The following is a 19,995-nucleotide window of genomic DNA, read 5'->3' on the forward strand; positions in this document are numbered from 1 at the left end:
ATAGCGACTAAAGCTGATCTGCTGGTACCGGCCTGCCAAACAGGTAGCCCTGAAACTGGTGGCAGCCGTTGCGCAGCAAGAACTCGCGCTGGCCTTCGGTTTCCACCCCTTCGGCCACCACATCCAGCCCCAGGCTCTGGGCCAGGGTGACGATGGTGCAGGCGATGGCGGCGTCGTTCGGGTCGGTGAGCACGTCGCGCACAAAGCTCTGGTCGATCTTGAGCTGGTCCAGCGGCAGCCGCTTGAGGTAGCTCAGCGACGAGTAGCCGGTACCAAAGTCGTCCAGCGAGAAGCCCACGCCCTGCTCGCGCAGGGCGCGCATCTTGGCAATGCCGTCTTCCACGTCCTGCAGCAGCAGGCTTTCCGTCAGCTCGATCTTGAGCTGGTGCGCGTTGGCGCCGCTTTCCCGCAGCGCGTCCAACACCCGCTTCACGAAATCGGGGTGGCGAAACTCCTGTGCGCTGACGTTCACGGCCACTGTCCAGTCGCAAGTGTCCGGCTGCTGGCTCCACTGTGCCAGCTGGGTGCAGGCCATGCGCAGCACCTGCTGGCCCAGCGGCAGGATCAGGCCTGTTTGTTCGGCCAGCGGAATGAATTCGCCCGGCGACACCATGCCGCGCTGGGGGTGGTGCCAGCGCACCAGGGCTTCCACGCCCATGCGGTGGCCGGCGGCGTTCACCACGGGCTGGTAGTGCAGCAGAAACTCGTTGCGCTCAATACCGAGGCGGATGTCGCCTTCCAGGGCCGAGCGTGCCGATGCCGCCGCCTGCATGGCCGGGTCAAAAAAGCACAGGGTGTTGCGGCCCTGGGCCTTGGCCTGGTACATGGCCAAATCCGCGCGCTTGAGCAGCTCATGCACCGACTGCTCCTGGTTGCGAAACAGCGTGATGCCGATGCTGGGCGTGCTGTACAGCACGGCGTCTTCCAGCATATAGGGCCGGCTCAGCTCCTGCAGCACTTTTTGCGCGACCAGTTCGGCTTCTCCCGCCGCTTCGGTGGGCTCCGGCGGCAGCCCTTGCAGAACCAGCACAAATTCGTCGCCGCCCAGGCGGGCCACCGTGTCGCTGGCCCGCACACTGGCGGTGATGCGCTGGGCCACCAGGGTCAGCAGCCGGTCACCCCATTCGTGCCCCAGGGTGTCGTTGATGCCCTTGAAGTTGTCCAGGTCCAGAAACAGCAAGGCCCCGTGGGTGCCTTTGCGGGCACTTTGGGTGACGGCGCGCTCCAGGCGGTCCATCAGCAGGCGCCGGTTGGGCAGGCCGGTAAGCTCGTCGTAGAACGCCAGGCGCTGGATCTCTGCTTCGGCCCGCTTTTGCGCCGTGATGTCGCGCCCGATGCCCCGGTAACCCGCAAACTGGCCTTGCTTGTCAAAGATGGGCTCTCCGCTGACGGACACCCACATCCACTCGCCCGAGGGCTTGCGGCGCTGGATCTCGAAGTTGTGGAACACCTCGTGGGCCTGCAGCTTGGCACGGTGTTCCCGCCACAGCTTGTCATCCACAAAGGTGTTGTCCAGCTCCCAGCGGGTGCGGCCGTAGAAGGAGTCGTCCTGGATGCCCACCTGGTTGCTGGAGCGCCCGTCCAGCCGCACAAAGCGCAGTTGCTCGTCCTGCTCCCAATACCAGTCGGAGGACAGGTGAGTCAGGCTGCGCCAGCGCGCTTCACTTTGGCGCAGGGCCTCCAGGGTGCCCACGTAATCGGTCACGTCGGTGAACGTGCGTACCAGGCCGCCGTCGGGCATGGTGCGGGTGCGCACTTCCAGGGACCGCCCCTTGCTCGTGCGGCGCACATAGGTGTCGGGCACCGTCTGGCCGCGCCCTTTCACCGCGTATTCGGCTTGCACGTAGGCCCGCGCGCCGGCTTCTATCAGCTCAAAGCCCTGGCCAAAGTCGCCACGCTCGGTTTGAAAGCGCACGATGTCTTCGTGGGTGGGCTCGGTGGCCATGAACTCGCGGGGCAGCTCCAGCAGTTCCAGGTAGCGCTGGTTGAACACGCGGATCTTGCCGTCGGCATCCACCTTCACGATGCCCTGCGGGACGCTGGCCAGCGTGGCTTCCAGGGCGTTGGTTTTTTCACCCAGCAGCGCGCTGGTGCGCACCAGCTGGGCGTCCACCTGGCGCCGGTCTTCTTCCGCCCGGCGCGCCATTTCCAGCTGGCCCACGGTGCTGAGCAGCGGCTGCAGGAACTGGATGTCCGCACTGCCGTAGCCGCTGTGGCTGTTGGCCAGCACCACCACGGCCACCAGCTCCTGCGCGGCATGGATGGGCAGCGCCATGCAAGCCCCCAGCGGCGGCAGCCCGGCGGGCAGCGGCTGGCAACTGGCGTCGGCGTCTTTCAGAATCAAGGGCTGTTCGTGTTTCAGCACCTGCCCGACCAGTGGGGTGGTGTTGTCAAAAACCCGTGCCTCCTGAAGGCGGCGCACGGTCTGCATGCGCGTGGCCTCATCCCGGCGGATGTCCGTCATGGCGTGCAAGTGCAGCGTGGGCGAGCCACCGGGCGTGTGCTGTACGTGGCCCACCATGCCAAAGCTGCTGCGGGTCAGCTCCATCAGCTCGTCGAGCAGGGCATCGAAAGCAGCTTCGGGCTTGGCACTGGCAATGAACACCGCCTGCGCCCGCGAGATGGCCTGTAGCAAGCGGTGCTGGCGGGTGAGCATGGCCTCGGCGGACCGCCGCGCGCGGGCGCTGGTGCTGCGTTCCAGCACGGCCTCAATCTGCGCAGGCAGCGCCAGCAGGTAGTTGGAATCGGGGTCTTGCACCGCAAAGTCGGCAAACCCATGGCGCATGGCATGTGCCGCATGGCCTTCCAGCCCCGGCCGCACCAGCACCAGGGCGGGAATGCCCTGCAGCACCTCCAGTACATCAAAGGCGGTGCCGTCTTGAAGTTGGTGACGGCAGATCACGATGTCCACGCCGCCCTGGCGCACACGCTGCAGCCCCGCCTCCACGCTGGTGGCCACATCCACCTGCCAGCCCAGCCAGGGGTCGGCCAAGGCCGACACCACCACCTGCGCGTGGCAGGCATTGTTGTCAATGAGAAGGACGCAGATAGGCATGGCGATGCAAGGTTACCGGCCCAATTGCAAGAGCCGTACCCGGCCGCATGCCGCAGCCGTTACCGAAGGGGGCCAGGGACAGGGCCCGGGGTACAAGTACGTTGGCTTCATTGCAGTTCTGTGCGTGCGGGGGCGAACCAGAGTGGCTCGCTTGCCATTGTGCAGAGAAGTCGCCCACGGCGCACACAATTTGGAACAATATCGGGCTTGGCGTTGTTCTACTGTGCAGTGTGCGCGGGTCAGCGCCGCCTGGGAACCCGTGTTTTCGCGCCCCCAGGGCTTTTTCCCCCGCGGGGGCTTCGCCCCTTTGGGGTGCTTTTTTTGCCGCAATGCGCTTGCTTCAGGCGCGCGGCCTCATGCCATGCAGTCGTTCAGCGTCAACCAATACCTTCGTCAACACATCCGCACCGTGCCCGACTGGCCCGCGCCCGGTGTGCAGTTCCGAGACATCACGCCCCTGCTGCAGGACCCCAAGGTGTTCCGCGTGCTGATCGACGCCTTTGTGCACCGCTACATGGACAAGGCCCTGCGCCCCGACGTGGTGGCCGGGCTGGATGCGCGTGGCTTCATTCTGGGCGCCGTGGTGGCCTATGAGCTGAACGTGGGCTTCGTGCCCATCCGCAAAAAGGGCAAGTTGCCCTTCACCACCGTGGAAGAGACCTACGAGCTGGAATATGGCAGCGCCACGGTGGAGCTGCACACCGATGCCGTGAAACCCGGCGACCGCGTGCTGCTGATTGACGACCTGATTGCCACCGGCGGCACCATGATGGCTGGGCGCCGCCTGCTGGAGAAGCTGGGCGCCACCGTCACCGAGGGCGCGGCCATTGTCGATTTGCCCGAACTGGGTGGCTCGGCCCGGCTGAAAGAGTCTGGCTTGCCGCTGTTCACGCTGGTGGACTTTGCCGGCCATTGATGCTTGCTACCGCCTGCATCTAGCCGCCTTCGGGCGGCTTTTTTGCTTCATTGCGCGCGAATACCATTTTTGCAAAACCCTGTGTTTTGACTTTGATGGTAAGAATTCGTAGACTTTTCCCGTGTTTCACTACCTGCCACGCAGGTGTTCAACCCTTGAGTGAAGTGCTGCCGGGAGTCGTGCTTGCGACTCTGTATTGCCAACGCATTGGCAATGGCAGCGCCCGGAGCGGGCATGCGTCCGCTCCAACCATGTCGAGCGAGCTGGTCTCGCGCAGCGGCCCGTCCGCTACTCGACCCTTGCGCACGTGTGCCGCGTGCCATCCGGGTCGGTCTCTGTAAATCCCACGTTTTTCGTGCCGTTCGGCGCGCCGCATGGCGCTGCCAGGCTGCTGCATCGCCAAAGCGTGGGCTTGTCGCCCTTCTCGGACCTTGCGCTCGTGCGGGGCGGCTTGTGTCGTTCAACCGGGAGGAGGAAGTCCATGGCAAAACAAATCGTTATTGATCACGTGTTCAAGGTCTTTGGAGACGATCCACAAGAGGCCCTGGCGCTGGTTCGCCAAGGCCTGAGCAAGCAGGAAGTCCTGGCCCGCACGGGGCAGTCCATCGGGGTGTTTGACGCCCACCTGTCGATCGAGGCGGGCGAGATTTTTGTGGTCATGGGCCTGTCGGGCTCAGGCAAATCCACCCTGGTGCGGCTGCTGAATTTGCTGATTGAACCCAGCGCCGGTCGCATCCTGGTGGACGGGGTGGACATCGCGCAACTGCCCGACGCGCAACTGCGGGCGCTGCGCCGCAAAGACATCAGCATGGTGTTTCAGTCGTTTGCCCTGATGCCTCACATGACGGTGCTGGACAACACGGCCCTGGGCCTGGAACTGGCGGGCGTGGATCGCGCCCAGCGCCAGGCGCAGGCAGCCCAGGCGCTGGAGCAGGTGGGCCTGGCCGGGTGGGGCGACAGCTACCCGGACGAACTCTCCGGCGGGATGCAGCAGCGCGTGGGGCTGGCCAGGGCGCTGGCATCGGACCCTTCCATCCTGCTCATGGATGAAGCGTTTTCGGCGCTGGACCCCATCATCCGCACCGAAATGCAGTCGGAGCTGCTGCGCCTGCAAAAGGTGCGGCGGCGCACCATCGTCTTCATCTCGCACGACCTGGACGAGGCCATGCGCATTGGCGACCGCATCGCCATCATGAAAGATGGGCAGGTGGTGCAAGTGGGCACGCCCGACGACATCCTGCGCAACCCCGCCAACGACTATGTGCGCAGTTTCATCCGCGGTGTGGACGCGGCTGCCGTGTTCAAGGCTTCCGACATCGCCCGAAAGCCCCTCACCGTGGTGGCCGAGCATGCCGACCGGGGCTCGCGCGCGGCGTTGAAGATGCTGCAGGACCAAGACCGCGAGTACGCGTATGTGGTCAGCCCCGCGCAGCAGTTTTTGGGGGTGGTGTCGGCAGAGTCCTTGCGCTCGGCTTTGGCAGGGCACCAGGGGCCCTTGGGTCTGGCGCATGCCTACCTGCCAGCGGTGCAGCCCATCGTGGCGGACGAACCCGTCAGCGAGCTGTTTGGCCGCGTCGCCAGTGCGCCCTTCGCGATGCCCGTGGTGCAGCCGGACGGCCGCTTTGGTGGCGCCATCAGCAAGACCACCTTGCTCAAGTTTCTGGACCGGGACACCCCGCCGGTGCCGCCTTCGCAGCCCGCTTTGGCATCGGCGCAGATGCACTGATCTGCCCCAAGCCGCCCTGCCATTCCAGAATTTGAAAGACCCTGAACCATGTCCGATCTGACCGTTGAAAAGAATCCTTACGAAGCGCCATCCTCCCAAGCACCCATGACCGCAGACGCCGCGCCGCCGCAACCCGACCAGGCGGCACAGGCGGCAGACAACCCGTGGGCCACCCCCGATGCCGCCAGCACGGCCGCGCCTGACAACCCTTGGGGCGACACCGTCGCCACCCCGGATGCCGGGGGCGACTGGATGGGGGCGGCCCCCACCGCGCCCCTGGACGCGACCACGGGCGTGGACGGCGCCGACCCCGGCTTTGCGCTGCACCAGCTGTGGGACGGCAGCCTGCCGGTGGAGTCCTGGATCAACCAGGGACTGGACTGGGTGGTGACGAATTTCCGTCCTTTCTTCCAAGCGGTGCGAGGGCCCATCGATGGCGTGCTCACCCAGATGGAGGGCTTGCTGCAAAGCGTGCCGCCGCTGTGGATGGTGGCCATTTTGAGTCTGCTGGCCTGGCAGTGCGCGGGCCGTGGTGTGGCCATCGGTGCCGCAGTGTCCTTGCTGCTGGTGGCCATGCTGGGCATCTGGCCCGAGGCCATGGTCACGCTCTCTCTGGTGCTGACCTCGCTGGCGTTTTGTATGGCCATTGGCTTGCCGCTGGGCATCCTGCTGGCGCGCAGCGACCGCGCGCAGCGCTGGATGCGCCCGTTCCTGGACGCCATGCAAACCACGCCCGCCTTTGTCTATCTGGTCCCTGTCGTGATGCTGTTTGGCATCGGGAATGTGCCGGGTGTGGTGGTCACCATCGTGTTCGCGCTGCCTCCGCTGGTGCGGCTGACCAACCTGGGTATTCGCCAGGTGCGCCCGGACCTGATTGAAGCGGCCCGCGCCTATGGTGCTTCGCCCTGGCAAATGCTGGTCAAGGTGCAGCTGCCGCTGGCCATGCCTTCCATCATGGCGGGCATCAACCAGTCGCTGATGCTGTCCTTGTCCATGGTGGTCATCGCTTCCATGATCGCGGTGGGTGGCCTGGGCCAGATGGTGCTGCGTGGCATCGGGCGCCTGGACATGGGGCTGGCCACGGTGGGTGGCCTGGGCATTGTGTTGCTGGCCATCACCCTCGACCGCGTCACCCAGGCCATGGGCCAGCCGCGCCGTGGCACGCGCCACTGGTGGCAAGCCGGCCCGGTGGGCCTGGTGGTTGGGCTGGTGGCGCGCTTTCGCGCAGCGCCTGCCCAGCGTGTGCCCCACGCGCCAGCAGACATGGCCGACGGCGCCCCGCTGCCCGCTGCCCCTGCGACGGCTTGACGCGAGCGCATCCATCTGCGCGCCCACCTGCGCATTCCCCGCGCTCATCTCATCTTTTGATCGTTGCGAACCCGCTGTGGTGGCGGGCGCGCCGGTCTATTGCATTCAAACCACTGTGAAGGAGCACATTCATGCACAACCCAAAACTGATTTCAGCCGTTTCTCTGCGGGCGCGTCAGCACATCGCCAAGGCGCTGGCGGTCGGCGCGTTGTCGTTCGTGGCTGCCAGCGCCGTACAGGCCGATGCGACCTTGCCCGGCAAGGGCACCACCGTTCAGCCCATCCAAAGCTCGATTGCGGAAGAAGCGTTTCAGACCATACTGGTCTCCAAGGCGCTGGAGAAGTTGGGTTACACCGTCAAAGCGCCCCAGGAAACCGAGTACGCCACCGGCCATCTGGCTCTGGCCAATGGTGATGCCACCTTCATGGCCACCCATTGGGATCCGCTGCACGCCGACTTCTATCGCAACGCGGGCGGTGACGACAAGCTGTGGCGGCAGGGCACTTATGTGCGCAATTCCTTGCAGGGCTACCTGATCGACAAGAAGACCGCCGACCAATACAAGATCACCCACATCTCGCAACTGTCCGACCCGGCTCTGGCCAAGCTGTTTGACACCAATGGCGACGGCAAGGCCGACTTGACCGGTTGCAACCCCGGCTGGGGCTGCGAGCTGGTCATCGAGCACCAACTCACGGCCTACAAGTTGCGCGGCACCATCACGCACAACCAGGGCAGCTATGCCGCACTGATTGCCGACACCATCGCGCGCTACAAGCAAGGCAAGCCCATCCTGTACTACACCTGGACGCCCTACTGGGTCAGCGGTGTGCTGCAGCCGGGCAAGGACGTGGTCTGGCTGCAGGTGCCGCATTCATCGCTGCCTGGCGAGCAGGCCAAGCTCAGCACCCAGCTGCCAGACGGGAAGGACTTCGGCTTCACGGTCAACACCCAGCGCATCGTGGCCAACAAGGCGTTTGCGCAGAAGAACCCTGCGGCCGCCAAGCTCTTTGAAGTCATGCAACTGCCGGTGGCGGATGTCAACGCGCAGAACCTGCGCATGCGCGATGGCGAGAACAAGCCCCAAGACATTGAGCGCCATGTGAATGGCTGGATCAAGGCCCACCAAAAGACCTTTGATGGCTGGGTGGCGCAGGCGCTTGCGGCGCGTTAACGCAGACGTAGTCAGGCGCCGCAGCGCGCCTGCTCGGCCAGCCGCTGCGTGAGCCAGCCTGCAAAGTCATTCCAGTGGGTGTGTGTCATGGTGCTCCTCCACTGTGGTCAGGCAACCGCTGGGGCGGCTTGTGCCACCGGCGCGTTCTGTTTGCGTGCCCAAGCCTTCTCATGGAAGAAGAAGGCCACCGCCTGCACCGTGGGCTCCAGCAAGCTCAGGGTGAGCGACGCGAGCAAATTGCCCGTCACGGCGTAAGCCACCATGGCAGCCACGCAGATGTGGATGACGTAGTAGCTGGCCGTCTTCAAGAGCATGGTTTTGTTCTGATGGGCGATGTGGCGGATGTGGGACATGGCGGGCTCCTCAATCGGTGGTGGTGCCGGGTGAGCGGCTTGGGTTCAAATGGTAGTCATTCTCAATAGCAATAACCAATGAAAAAGTTATAATCTGAAGATAGAGGCTATGTATGGGGCGTCCGCTGCGTGCGCCTGCGCCTGCCATGTGCCCCTGTTCCCCCTTGGGAGGCGACACCCCTGTTGCTATGATGGTCGGCCTTACAACAGCGATCACGCAAGGGAGAAGACATGGCCCTGATGGACTTCATCAAGAAGCAGTTCATTGACGTCATCCAGTGGACGGAAGACAGCGACGGCACGCTTGCCTGGCGCTTCCCCATGGCGGGCATGGAAATCCAGAACGGCGGCACGCTGGTGGTGCGCGAGTCGCAGATGGCCATCTTCGTGAACGAAGGCCAGGTGGCCGACGTGTTTGGCCCCGGCACCTACAAGCTCACCACGCAGACGCTGCCGGTGCTGACCTACCTGAAGAACTGGGACAAGCTTTTTGAGTCCCCCTTCAAGAGCGACGTGTACTTCTTCAGCACGCGCCAGCAGATCGACCAGAAGTGGGGCACGCCCCAGCCCATCACGATCCGCGACAAAGACTTTGGTGCGGTGCGCCTGCGCGCCTTCGGCAACTACGCCTTCCGCATTGCCGACCCCAAGCTGTTCCACACCGAAATCTCCGGCACCCGCGAGTCCTACACCGTGGCCGAGGTGGACGGGCAGCTGCGCGGCCTGGTGCTGCAAAACATCAGCAACGCCATTGCCAGCAGCGGCCTGCCGTTCCTGGACCTGGCCGCCAACCAGATCGCCTTTGCCAACGCCCTGGCGCAAGAACTGCAACCGGCCTTTGCCAAGATCGGGCTGTTGCTCGAAGCCATGACGGTGCAAAACGTCTCGCTGCCTGAAGAGCTGCAAAAGATCCTCGACCAGAAGATCGGCATGGGCATGGTCGGCAACGACATGGGCAAGTTCATGCAGTACCAGACGGCGCAGGCCATCCCCAAATTTGCCGAAGGCGCTGGCAACGGTGGTGGTGTGGCGGGTGATGCCATGGGCTTGGGCGCGGGCGTTGCCCTGGGCCAGGTGCTGGCGCAGAACCTGCAGCAAGGCCTGCAGGGCGGCGCGGCACAGGCGGCCCCCGCTGCAGCGGCCCCGGTGGGCGTGCGGCCCGACGAAGTCATGGCCACGCTGGAGAAGCTGGCCGACCTCAAGGCCAAGGGCATCCTCACCCAGGAAGAGTTCGACACCAAGAAGGCAGAGCTGCTGAAAAAGCTGGTCTGACCGGATCTTGATTGCTATTGAATCAATAGCTACTAGCGCTTGATGTATAAGGGCTGGAGGCATATTTTGCCTTCAGCCCTTGTTCGCAAGTGAAGCCTTCTTGCCCACTGCCTTCCCATGGCCACAGACCCCACCCAGCGCGCCTATCGCGCACCCTGCCCCGGCTGTGGCGCGCCGGTGGAATTCAAAAGTGCCCAGTCCACCCATGCCGTCTGCGGCTACTGCCAAAGCACGGTGGTGCGCAGTGGCGACGTGCTCACGCGCCTGGGCAAGATGGCCGAGCTGTTCGACGACCACAGCCCGTTGCAGCTTTTTGCCAGTGGGCGCATCACCCTCGATGGCAAGGAGCAGCCCTTCACCCTGATCGGCCGCCTGCAGTTCAAAAGCGATGCAGGCGTGTGGACGGAGTGGGTGGCCTTTCTGGAAGACGGCAGCACCGCCAGCCTGGGGGAGGACAACGGCTCCTACGTCTTCACCCGCAAGATCGACCCCGGCCGCGAGCTGCCCGAAGCCAGCCGCTTTCGCCTGGGGGCCACCACCGCCATCAACGGCAAGAGCTATAGCGTTGCCTACAGCGGCAGTGCGCAGCTGGTGTCTGCCCAGGGCGAACTGCCCCAACTGCCGCCGCTGGGCCAACCGTTTGACATGGTGGAGCTGCGCGGCGCCGATGGTGAGGTGCTCAGCATCGACTACGGCCATACCCCGCCCAGCGTGGAGCGGGGGCGCTCGGTGCTGCTGGAAGACCTCAAGCTGCAGGGCCTCAAAGACGAATCGGCCAAGGAAGAAAAAGGCCGGCAGTTCAACTGCCCGCATTGCGGCGCACCGGTGCAGGTGCAGCTGTCCACCACCAAGAGCCTGACCTGCGGCTCGTGCAACAGCCTCATTGACCTGCACAGCGGCGTTGGCGGCGAGCTGCGTGCCGCCGTGCAAGACGAGCCCGTGCAGCCCCTCATCCCCCTGGGCAGCAAGGGCCAGTTGCAGGGCGTGCACTGGCAGGTGGTGGGCTTTCAGCACCGCATGGGCGTGGAGCCCGGCGACGATGAGCACTTTGGCTGGAGCGAATACCTGCTCTACAACCAAAAGCGCGGCTTTGCTTTCCTGGTCGATTCCGAAGAGGGCTGGAGCATGGTGCGCCCCACCACCGGCGCGCCCCAGCTCTCGTCCAACGGACGCACCGCCACGTACATGGGCACCAAGTACGAGCTCAAATACAGCTACGAGGCAGAAACCACCTACGTGCTGGGCGAGTTCTACTGGCAGGTGAGCCGGGGGCAGAAAACCAGCAACCGCGACTTTGGCAGCAGCAAGGGCGTGCTCTCGCTGGAGCAAAGCCGCAATGAGGTCACCTGGTCCGCCGGCGACAAGATCGCAAGTGACACAGTGGCCAAGGCTTTCAAGCTCGATGACAAGAAGGACGTGCTGCAGCGCGACGACCCCGGCCCCTTCGTGGCCAAGTCGGGCATGGGTTGCGGCACCATCATCCTGATTGCAGTGGTCATCATCATCCTGCTCATCATCCTCAGCCGCTGCTCCAGCTGCGACCCGCGGGTGGAGAACTGCTCGTCCAGTTCCAGCTACCGCAGCTCGGGTGGCTCGTACGGCGGCTACTCCTCGGGCGGCGGCCACAAGTGACATCGCAATGACATCGAAACAACCCGAATTTCACCGGAGAACCGCATGACCAAATTTGAATGGCTTCACCCCCTGTCCATCGGCGGCACATTGCTCTATGCCCTGATGGGCATCATCATCTTCTGGGCGGCCTTCATCATCATCGACAAGATCACGCCCTACGACCTGTGGCGCGAGATTGTGGAAAAGCAGAACAAGGCTTTGGGCATGGTGGTGGCTGCCATGTGCCTTGGCATCAGCATCATCGTGGCAGCTGCCATCCATTGAGCGTTGGGGCCTGTAGTGCCGCGCAGCCGCCCAGCCCGCTGCGGCGGGCGCTGCGGGCCACTTCTTTTGTCTTCGTCTCGACCTTCGGTGCCTGTGGCTGTTGACGCCCGCACCCGCTAGCGCCGCACCCCTGCGCCTTTTCCATGCCTCTCGCTGAAAGCTCTCCACCTCCAGCCCTTGCGCCCCTCGCCTCGGGCGCTGGCCCGCGCCCCATCGACATCGCCCTGCTCATCAGCGTGTTCGTGGTGGCAGCCTGCGGGCTCCTGTACGAGCTGGCGGCGGGGGCGCTGGCGTCGTATGTGCTGGGCGATTCGGTGCTGCAGTTCTCCACCATCATTGGCACGTATCTGTTTGCCATGGGCGTGGGGTCGTGGCTGTCGCGCTACTTTGAGCGGCAGTTGCCTGCGCACTTTTTGCGCATTGAGCTGCTGGTGGCGCTGATCGGTGGCGCGCTACCAGCCACATTGTTTCTGGCCAATGCCTATGTGCCGGGGGCGTTCCGGTTCTTGCTGTACGGCATGGTGCTGATGGTGGGCACACTGGTGGGGCTGGAGATTCCGCTGGTCATGCGCATCTTGAAGCGCAACACCGTGCTCAAGGACCTGGTTTCGCAGGTACTCACGTTCGACTACCTGGGCGCGCTGGCGGTGTCGCTGGCGTTTCCTCTGCTGCTGGTGCCGCAGCTGGGGCTGATTCGCACGGGGCTGCTGTTTGGCCTGATGAACGCGGCCGTAGCGCTGTGGGCGGTGTGGCTGTTTCGCGGTGAGCTGCGCCGCCTGCGTGCCCATGCCGTGGCCTGTGTGCTGGTGCTGGGCGCGCTGCTGGCGGGCTTTGTGGGGGCAGACCACATCACCACCCTGGCTGAAGACAAGTTCTACCAGGACCGCATCGTGTTCAGCACTGCATCGCCCTACCAGCGCATCGTGGTCACCCAGGGCAAGGCCGGGCACCGGCTGTTTCTCAATGGCAACCTGCAGTTCTCCGAGTCCGACGAATACCGCTACCACGAAGCCCTGGTGCACCCCGCCTTGGCCGCGCACGGGGCGCCCAAGCGGGTGGCGGTGCTGGGCGGCGGCGACGGCATGGCGGTGCGCGAGATTCTCAAGTACCCCTCGGTTGAATCGGTCACCCTGGTGGAGCTGGACCCGGCCATGACCCAGGCCTTCACGGCCAACCCCATGCTGGCGCGGCTGAACGGCGGTGCGCTGCAAAGCCCCAAGCTGCACATCGTCAACACCGACGCCTTCCAGTGGCTGCAGCAGGGGCAGGACACTTTCGACGTGATCGTGGTGGACTTCCCCGATCCCACCAATTTCTCCATCGGCAAGCTCTACACCAACAGCTTTTATGCGCTGCTGGACAAGCGCCTGTCCGCCAGCGGCTACGCGGTGGTGCAAACCACTTCGCCCCTGGTGGCACGCCAGAGCTTCTGGACGGTGGTCACCACCATCGAATCGGTGGGCCTGACGGCGCGGCCCTACCACGCGCATGTGCCCAGTTTTGGTGAATGGGGCTTTGTGCTGGCCAGCCGCCGCCCCTGGCGCATGCCCGATGCGCTGCCCGAGGGGCTGCAGTTCCTGAGCCCGCAAACGCTGCCACTGCTGTTTGACTTCCCGCTGGACATGGCGCGAGTACCGGCCGATGTGAACCGCCTGTCCAACCAGGCGCTGGTACACAGCTACGAGCGCGAATGGGGCAGGGTGGTGGCGCATTGAGCCGCCCTTGGTCCGTGCCCCGCCAGCATTCGCCGAGCGATTTGCAGGGGTTCTGCCCGGTGTAACGGACGTCACAATCGGCTACAAAGCTGCCAAGACTTCATCGCCGTAGGCGCCCCTGATGCTGGACCTTTTTTTCCTTAATAACGCACAGCCCTATCCGCTGCTCTTGGCCCAGCATGATCCTTGGCTGGTGGCGCTGTCTGTAGCGATGGCGGTGCTGGCGTCTGTGCTGGCGCTGGAGATGGCGGGCTTGGCCCGGAGTGCAGACACCCGTTTCATGCGCAAGATGGCGCGAGGGTCCGGGGCGATGGCGTTGGGCGGGGGCATCTGGTCGATGCACTTTATCGGCATTCTGGCGTTCACCGTGCTGGGGCGCGGGCGTTTTGATCCCTGGATGACAGCGCTGTCTATCCTTGCCAGCGTGGCTGCGTCGTGGGTGGCGCTGGCGCTGCTGATGCGCCGCGAGATCACCCGCGCCGCGCTGGTGGTGGGCGGGGTGCTCGTCGGCGCTGGCATTGGCGCCATGCACTACATTGGAATGGAGGCGTCCGAGTGGGCGCCGATCATGCGCTTTGATCCTTGGGGCTTTGCGGCCTCCCTCTTGGTGGCTGTGCTGCTCGCCATCGTGGCCCTGTGGGTGCGATTTGGACTGGAGCGGGTGGTTCGCTGGCAGGCCCGCTGGCTGAATCTGGCGGCGGGTGCGGTCATGGGGCTGGCCATTGCGGCCCCGCATTACGTCGCGATGGCGGCATTGCGTTTCATCGACGCACCTGGCGAACTGGAGCTGGCGACTACCGTAGAGGGTACGTCCCTGGCCTTGGCGGTGGCCGCTGTGGCCCTGGTCATCGGGGGGCTGGTCATCGCTATCAACGTCGGCCTGCGCTACCGGCAGATGTTCCTGCAGATGCAACAGAGCGAGTCCCGCCTGCGCGCCATTGCCGACACGGCCGTGGACGGCATGGTGATGATCGATGCGCAGGGGCGGGTGCAGTCCTTCAACGCAGCGGCCGAACGCATCCTGGGCTGGCGCCCCGAGGACGTGGTGGGCCAGAACGTGTCCATCCTGATGCCCGAGCCCGATCGCTCCCGCCACGACACCTACATTCAGCGCTACCTGCAGGGCCAGGGTGGTGGCCTGATCGGCGGCAACGGCCGCGAGGTGCTGGCCCTGCGGCCCGATGGCAGCACGGTGCCCATCCGCATTTCCATTGGCCGCGTGCCGCTGGACGGCGATCCGGTGTTTGTGGGCTTCATCAACGACCTCACCCAGCGCCGCGCCATGGAGCAGGAGCTGCAGGCCAGCGAGCAGCGCCTGCGCTCGCTCATGGCCAACATACCGGGCGTCACCTTCCGCTGCCGCTACGACGCCGACTGGACCATGCTGTTCATCAGCGATGCGGTGACCGCACTCACGGGCTGGTTGCCGCAGGACTTTCTGGAAGGCCGTGTCAACTTCACCCAGCTCACGCTGCCCGAAGAGGTGGACCGCCTGTGGGCGGAAGTCTCCACGGCCATCCAGGAGCACCGACCTTACCTCGTGGAGTTTGGCCTGCGGGACCGCGACGGGCGACTGCGCTGGGTGTCGGAGAGCGGCCGCCCCGTGGTGGGCGACGACGGCCAGCTGCTGTGGATTGACGGCGTCATCATGGACATGACCGCCTTCAAGGAACGCAACGCAGAGTTCGAAAGCATCGTGCGCGCCATCAACCGCGCGCTGGCGGTGGTGGAGTTCGACATGCAGGGCCATGTGCTCCATGCCAATGACAATTTCCTCAATCTGATGGGCTATGACCTCCAGGAGATCGTGGGCCAGCACCACCGCATGTTCTGCGAGCCCGCTTACGTGCAGACCGAGGCGTATGTGCAGTTCTGGGAACAGCTGCGATCTGGCCAACTGGACGGCGGCGAATACCTGCGCCTGGGCAAGGACGGGCGGCGCATCTGGATCCAGGCCACCTACAACCCCATTTTTGACGCGAAGGGCCAGCCCTTCAAGGTCGTCAAGTTTGAGACCGACCTATCCCAGCGCCGCGCCATGGAGCAAGAGCTGCGCGCCGCCAAGGAGCGCGCCGAGCAGGCCGCCGCCGCGCGCAGAACCTTCCTGGCCAACATGAGCCACGAAATCCGCACGCCCATGAACGCCATCATCGGCTTCACTGAGGCGCTGCTCGACACCCCCTTGGACGCCCAGCAGCGTCGCCACCTGGGCACCGTGCAGCATGCGGCGCGCTCCATGCTGCGCCTGCTCAACGACATGCTGGATACGGCCAAACTGGAAAAAGGCGCGGTGGAGCTGGAGATTGGCGACTTCTCGCTGCAGGAGTTGTGCGACCAGATCCTCACCTCGCTGCGCATCCATGCGGGCAAGAAGGGGCTGGCGCTGCAGTGCGTGACGGCTGAACGGGTACCGCCCTACCTGCGGGGCGACGCACTGCGCCTGCAGCAGGTGCTGCTGAACCTGCTGGGCAACGCGCTCAAGTTCACCGGGCGCGGCCATGTGCTGCTGCGGCTGGACTACCACGACGGCACGCTGGTGATCGAGGTGGAGGACACCGGCATCGGCATCGCCGCGCAGCATCTGGAGCGCATCTTCGACCCCTTTGCACAGGCCGATGCGTCCACCACGCGGCAGTTCGGTGGCACAGGTCTTGGCACCACCATCTCGCGGCAGCTGGTCGAACTGATGGGCGGCAGCATTAGCGTGCACAGCACCCTGGGGGTGGGCACCACGTTCACGGTCTGTTTGCCGCTGCCCGTGGGCCAGGCCCTGGCTGCCGTGGCCAACGTCAGTCAGGCCTTGCAGCTGCCGCAGATGCGCATGCTGGTGGTGGACGATGTGCCGGCCAACATAGAGCTGCTGCAGATCCACCTGGACCGGGGGCGCCACCAGGTCACCGTGGCACGGGACGGAGAAAGCGCTGTCGCCGCCTACGAGGCCGGGCACTTTGACGTGGTGCTGATGGACCTGCAGATGCCCGTCATGGACGGCCTGGAGGCCACGCGCCGCATCCGCGCGTTCGAGCAGGCGCAACGGCGCAAGCCGGTGCCGGTGATCGCCCTGTCCGCCAGCGTGCTGGAGCAGGACCGGCGCAACGCCCGCGCTGCGGGCATGGACGGCTTTGCCAGCAAGCCCCTGGAGCCTGCCCGCCTGTTCCGCGAGATCGCCCGCGTGCTGCACTTGCAGCTTGATGCCTCCCCCTCGGGCGGGACCACACTGCAGGCCTCTGCGCGCGTGCCCGACATGTCCCCCGCCCCCCAGGCCGCCGTACCCGCCGTGGACTGGGAACGCGGCACCCGCCTGTGGGGCCAGCGCGCCTTGCTGCGCGACGCCGTGGCGCGACTGCTGGTCGACCACGCTGCCACCCCCGCCACCTTGCAGGCCCTTGTGGCGCAGCCCGACATGGACGCGGCCCGCGCGCTGGCCCACCGCCTGCGTGGTGTGGCCAGCAACCTGGCACTGGAGCCGCTGCAAACGCTGGCGCAGCGCATCGAGGAGGCTGCCCACAGCCTGGACCGCACGGCACTGCAGCCGCTGGTGGCTGCCCTGCCCGCCGCGTTGCAGGCCGTACAGCAGGCCCTGGCCCAGGAGGCTGAGGCCGCCGCAGCACCCGCCCCCGGCGTGGGCCAGCACGCACCGCTGACGGCCGACCAGCGCCAGCAGGCCCTGGCCGCCGCGCACGCGCTGCAGCAGGCGCTGGTGCAGTCCGAACTGGCCCAGCCGCCGCTGGCGTGCTGGTGCAGCTATTGCCTGCGGACGCCACCGAGCGCCTGCAGGAGGCCATCGACACCTTTGACTTCGACCAGGCCCTGCAGCAGCTACAGCAGCTGCGCAAGCACTGGCTGGATTAACCTCTGGAGAACCCCGCATGACCCCGGCCCACGACCAGCGTCCCCGCCTGTTGCTGGTGGACGACGAGCCCACCAACCTGCAGGTGCTGCGCCACATCCTGCAGGCCGACTACCGCCTGCTCTTTGCCACCGACGGCGAGCGCGCGCTGCAAGTGGCGCGCGAGCAGCTGCCCGACCTGGTGCTGCTCGACATCATGATGCCCCACATGGACGGCTACGCCGTGTGTCGCGCACTCAAGGCCGATGCCGCCACGGCCTCGATCCCGGTGATCTTCATCACCGCCCTTACGGACAGCCAGGACGAAACCGCCGGGTTTGACGTGGGCGGGGTGGACTACCTCACCAAGCCCGTCAGCCCGCCCGTGGTGCGCGCGCGGGTGCGCACCCACCTGTCGCTGGTGCGCATGGACGAGTTGCGCGAAACCCGCCTGCAGATCGTGCAGCGCCTGGGCCGCGCGGCCGAGTACAAGGACAACGAAACCGGCATGCACGTCATCCGCATGAGCCACTTTTCGCAGCTGCTGGCGCTGGCCGCAGGCTGCAGCCCCGCGTGGGCCGAAGACCTGCTCAACGCCGCGCCCATGCACGACGTGGGCAAGATCGGCATCCCCGACGCGGTGCTGCGCAAGCCCGGCCCGCTCGATGCAGACGAATGGGCCACCATGCGCCGCCACCCCGAAATCGGTGCCGAGATCATTGGCGAGTACCCCTCCGGCGTGCTGCAGCTGGCCCGCGAAATTGCCCTGGCCCACCACGAAAAGTGGGACGGCAGCGGCTACCCGCGCGGCCTGGCGGGCGAGGCCATCCCGGTGTCGGCGCGCATCGTGGCGATTGCCGATGTGTTTGATGCCCTCACCACGCGCCGCCCCTACAAGGAACCCTGGCCGGTGCAAGAGGCGATGAACCACATTGCGGCCCAGGCGGGCAAACACTTCGACCCCGCCCTGGTGGCGCTGTTCGCCCCGCTGCTGCCGCAGTTGCTGGAGATTCGCGCGCGGTGGGCCGAGTGACGATGCAGCGGCGCCACTTTCTGGGCAGCGCTGCTGCCGCATTGCTGGCTGGCTGCCAGCCACCACCACCGGCGCTGGAATTCGCCTTTGCGGGCATCGACCTGGAGCGCGGCCACGCGCTGCGCGACCTGCTGGCCCAGGGGCCGCTGCCCGCGCCCACGCTGGTGCGGCGCGCCCAGGTCATCATCGCGGGCGGCGGCGTGGCCGGGCTGGCGGCGGCGCGCAGCCTGCGCCTGGCCGGGGTGCACGACTTTGCCCTGCTGGAGCTGGAAGACACCCCCGGCGGCAACAGCCGGGCCGGGGCGGTGAATGGCGTGGCCTGCCCGCTGGGCGCGCACTACCTGCCCGTGCCGGGCGACCACGCGCCCGAGGTGCAAGACCTGCTGGAAGAACTGGGCCTGCGCCAGCGCGTGGCCGGGCGCTGGCAGTACGACGAGCGCCACCTGTGCCACAGCCCACAAGAGCGCCTGTACTTTGAGCGCGAGTGGCAGGAAGGCCTGCTGCCCGTGCAAGGCGTGGGCGAAGCCACGCTGGAGCAATACCGCCGCTTTTCGCAGGCCGTGGCCGCTGCCAGCCGCGCCGCCCGCTTCACCATGCCGCAGTTTGCCGCTTTGGATGCAAAAACCGGCCTGGCGCCCGCCCATCAAGCGCTGGATGCTATGACTTTTGAAGCATGGCTGCTGCAGCAGGGCCTGGACGACGCGCACCTGCGCTGGTACCTGGACTACTGCTGCCGCGACGACTACGGCGCCGGCATGGCCCGCGTGTCGGCCTGGGCCGGGCTGCATTACTTTGCCAGCCGCCACGGCTTTCATGCGCCGGGCGAAGCCGTGGCCGAAGACCGCGAAGGCGTGCTGACTTGGCCCGAGGGCAATGGCTGGCTCACCCAGCAACTGGCCACCCCGCTCAAGGCGCAGGGCCAGTTGCAAACCGGCACCAGCGTGCTGCGCATTGCCGAAACCCGCCGGGGTGTGGAGGTGGATGCGTTCAACCACCACAGCGGCAATGTGGAGCGCTGGCAGGCACCGCGCTGCGTGGTGGCGCTGCCCGTTTTTGTGGCGGCGCGCGTGGTGCAAAACCCGCCAGCATTTTTGGCGCAAGCCGCCCAGCGCCTGCAATGGGCGCCCTGGGCCGTGACCAACATCCACCTGAACGCGCCGCTGGCCGACCGCCCTGGCGCCGCCCCCGCGTGGGACAACGTCATCTACGGCGACAGCAACCCCGGCGGCCTGGGCTATGTGGATGCGTCGCACCAGAAGCTTGACCCGCGCCCCGGCCCCACCGTGCTCACGTACTACCAGGCCCTGGGCGATGTGGCCGACGCGCGCCAGCAACTGGCCACGCAGGGCGCCGAGCATTGGGGCCGCGCCGCCCTGGCCGCGCTGGCTGGCCCGCACCCCGATGTGCTGCAGCGCGCCACCCGCGTACAGGTCACCCGCTACGGGCACGCCATGTCCATCCCCGTGCCGGGCGTTCAAACATTTTTAAGCCAAATTGGCCTGCAGGGCGCACCAGGTAAGCGCAAGCTGCTATTGAATGGAGAGCGCCAGCGCGCCCTTCCCACCCCTGCCACCGCGCGGCTGGCCTTTGCGCACAGCGACTGGTCCGGCTATTCGGTGTTTGAGGAAGCCTTCACCCGGGGGCATGCCGCAGGCCTTCGGGCGTAGGGCGCGTGCAAGGCGTGGTGGCCTGAAAACACAAAAGCCCCGGCGCT

At 65.8% G+C, this 19,995-nt stretch carries 12 protein-coding genes and 1 pseudogene; 11 read left to right on the plus strand and 2 right to left on the minus strand.

Annotated elements, in window-relative coordinates; translation table 11 throughout:
• Nucleotides 1-7: 7 nt before the first annotated feature.
• Nucleotides 8-3,055 carry an EAL domain-containing protein gene (locus IHV84_RS20680; RefSeq protein WP_198846974.1) on the minus strand — a complete coding sequence of 1,016 codons (3,048 nt, stop codon included), beginning with the start codon at nt 3,053-3,055 and terminating at the stop codon, nt 8-10.
• Between the two features lie 361 nt (nt 3,056-3,416).
• On the opposite strand from IHV84_RS20680, the gene IHV84_RS11625 reads away from it, so the two are divergent.
• From IHV84_RS11625 to proX, 4 genes are all read left to right on the plus strand, one after another.
• The gene (locus IHV84_RS11625) at nt 3,417-3,971 is read left to right on the plus strand and encodes an adenine phosphoribosyltransferase (protein ID WP_066694640.1); all 555 of its coding nucleotides are present in this window, start codon (nt 3,417-3,419) and stop codon (nt 3,969-3,971) included.
• Nucleotides 3,972-4,452: 481 nt separating this feature from the next.
• The gene (gene proV, locus IHV84_RS11630; protein WP_044396171.1) at nt 4,453-5,697 is read left to right on the plus strand and encodes a glycine betaine/L-proline ABC transporter ATP-binding protein ProV; all 1,245 of its coding nucleotides are present in this window, start codon (nt 4,453-4,455) and stop codon (nt 5,695-5,697) included.
• Nucleotides 5,698-5,745: 48 nt separating this feature from the next.
• On the plus strand, nt 5,746-7,005 hold the full coding sequence (proW, locus tag IHV84_RS11635) for a glycine betaine/L-proline ABC transporter permease ProW (protein ID WP_198846975.1): 1,260 nt from the start codon (nt 5,746-5,748) through the stop codon (nt 7,003-7,005).
• A 131-nt stretch (nt 7,006-7,136) separates the two neighbouring features.
• Nucleotides 7,137-8,180 carry a glycine betaine/L-proline ABC transporter substrate-binding protein ProX gene (gene proX / locus IHV84_RS11640; protein ID WP_198846976.1) on the plus strand — a complete coding sequence of 348 codons (1,044 nt, stop codon included), beginning with the start codon at nt 7,137-7,139 and terminating at the stop codon, nt 8,178-8,180.
• 107 nt (nt 8,181-8,287) lie between these two features.
• On the opposite strand, the gene IHV84_RS11645 is transcribed toward proX, so the two are convergent.
• Nucleotides 8,288-8,533, minus strand: a complete 246-nt coding sequence (locus IHV84_RS11645) for a DUF2061 domain-containing protein (RefSeq protein WP_198846977.1) — start codon at nt 8,531-8,533, stop codon at nt 8,288-8,290.
• A 231-nt stretch (nt 8,534-8,764) separates the two neighbouring features.
• On the opposite strand from IHV84_RS11645, the gene IHV84_RS11650 reads away from it, so the two are divergent.
• From IHV84_RS11650 to IHV84_RS11680, 7 genes and pseudogenes are all read left to right on the plus strand, one after another.
• Nucleotides 8,765-9,805, plus strand: a complete 1,041-nt coding sequence (locus tag IHV84_RS11650) for an SPFH domain-containing protein (RefSeq protein WP_198846978.1) — start codon at nt 8,765-8,767, stop codon at nt 9,803-9,805.
• Nucleotides 9,806-9,922: 117 nt separating this feature from the next.
• Entirely contained in the window at nt 9,923-11,437 is a 1,515-nt protein-coding gene (locus tag IHV84_RS11655; protein WP_198846979.1) for a DUF4178 domain-containing protein, read from the plus strand.
• A 45-nt stretch (nt 11,438-11,482) separates the two neighbouring features.
• On the plus strand, nt 11,483-11,704 hold the full coding sequence (locus tag IHV84_RS11660; RefSeq protein ID WP_044396181.1) for a DUF350 domain-containing protein: 222 nt from the start codon (nt 11,483-11,485) through the stop codon (nt 11,702-11,704).
• A 143-nt stretch (nt 11,705-11,847) separates the two neighbouring features.
• Complete coding sequence (locus IHV84_RS11665) at nt 11,848-13,419, plus strand: polyamine aminopropyltransferase (RefSeq protein ID WP_198846980.1); 1,572 nt, start codon at nt 11,848-11,850, stop codon at nt 13,417-13,419.
• A 337-nt stretch (nt 13,420-13,756) separates the two neighbouring features.
• Nucleotides 13,757-16,939 (plus strand): annotated as a pseudogene (locus IHV84_RS11670) (PAS domain S-box protein); the annotation flags it as partial.
• 349 nt (nt 16,940-17,288) lie between these two features.
• Nucleotides 17,289-18,281 (plus strand): two-component system response regulator, encoded by a 993-nt coding sequence (locus tag IHV84_RS11675; RefSeq protein ID WP_198846981.1) that lies wholly within the window; start codon nt 17,289-17,291, stop codon nt 18,279-18,281.
• A gap of 2 nt (nt 18,282-18,283) precedes the next feature.
• Nucleotides 18,284-19,948, plus strand: coding sequence for an NAD(P)-binding protein (locus IHV84_RS11680; RefSeq protein WP_198847007.1), 1,665 nt, complete (start codon nt 18,284-18,286; stop codon nt 19,946-19,948).
• The last annotated feature ends 47 nt before the right edge of the window (nt 19,949-19,995 follow it).

This window comes from Acidovorax sp. IB03 (assembly GCF_016406015.1).
GTDB classification, from domain to species: domain Bacteria; phylum Pseudomonadota; class Gammaproteobacteria; order Burkholderiales; family Burkholderiaceae_C; genus Acidovorax; species Acidovorax temperans.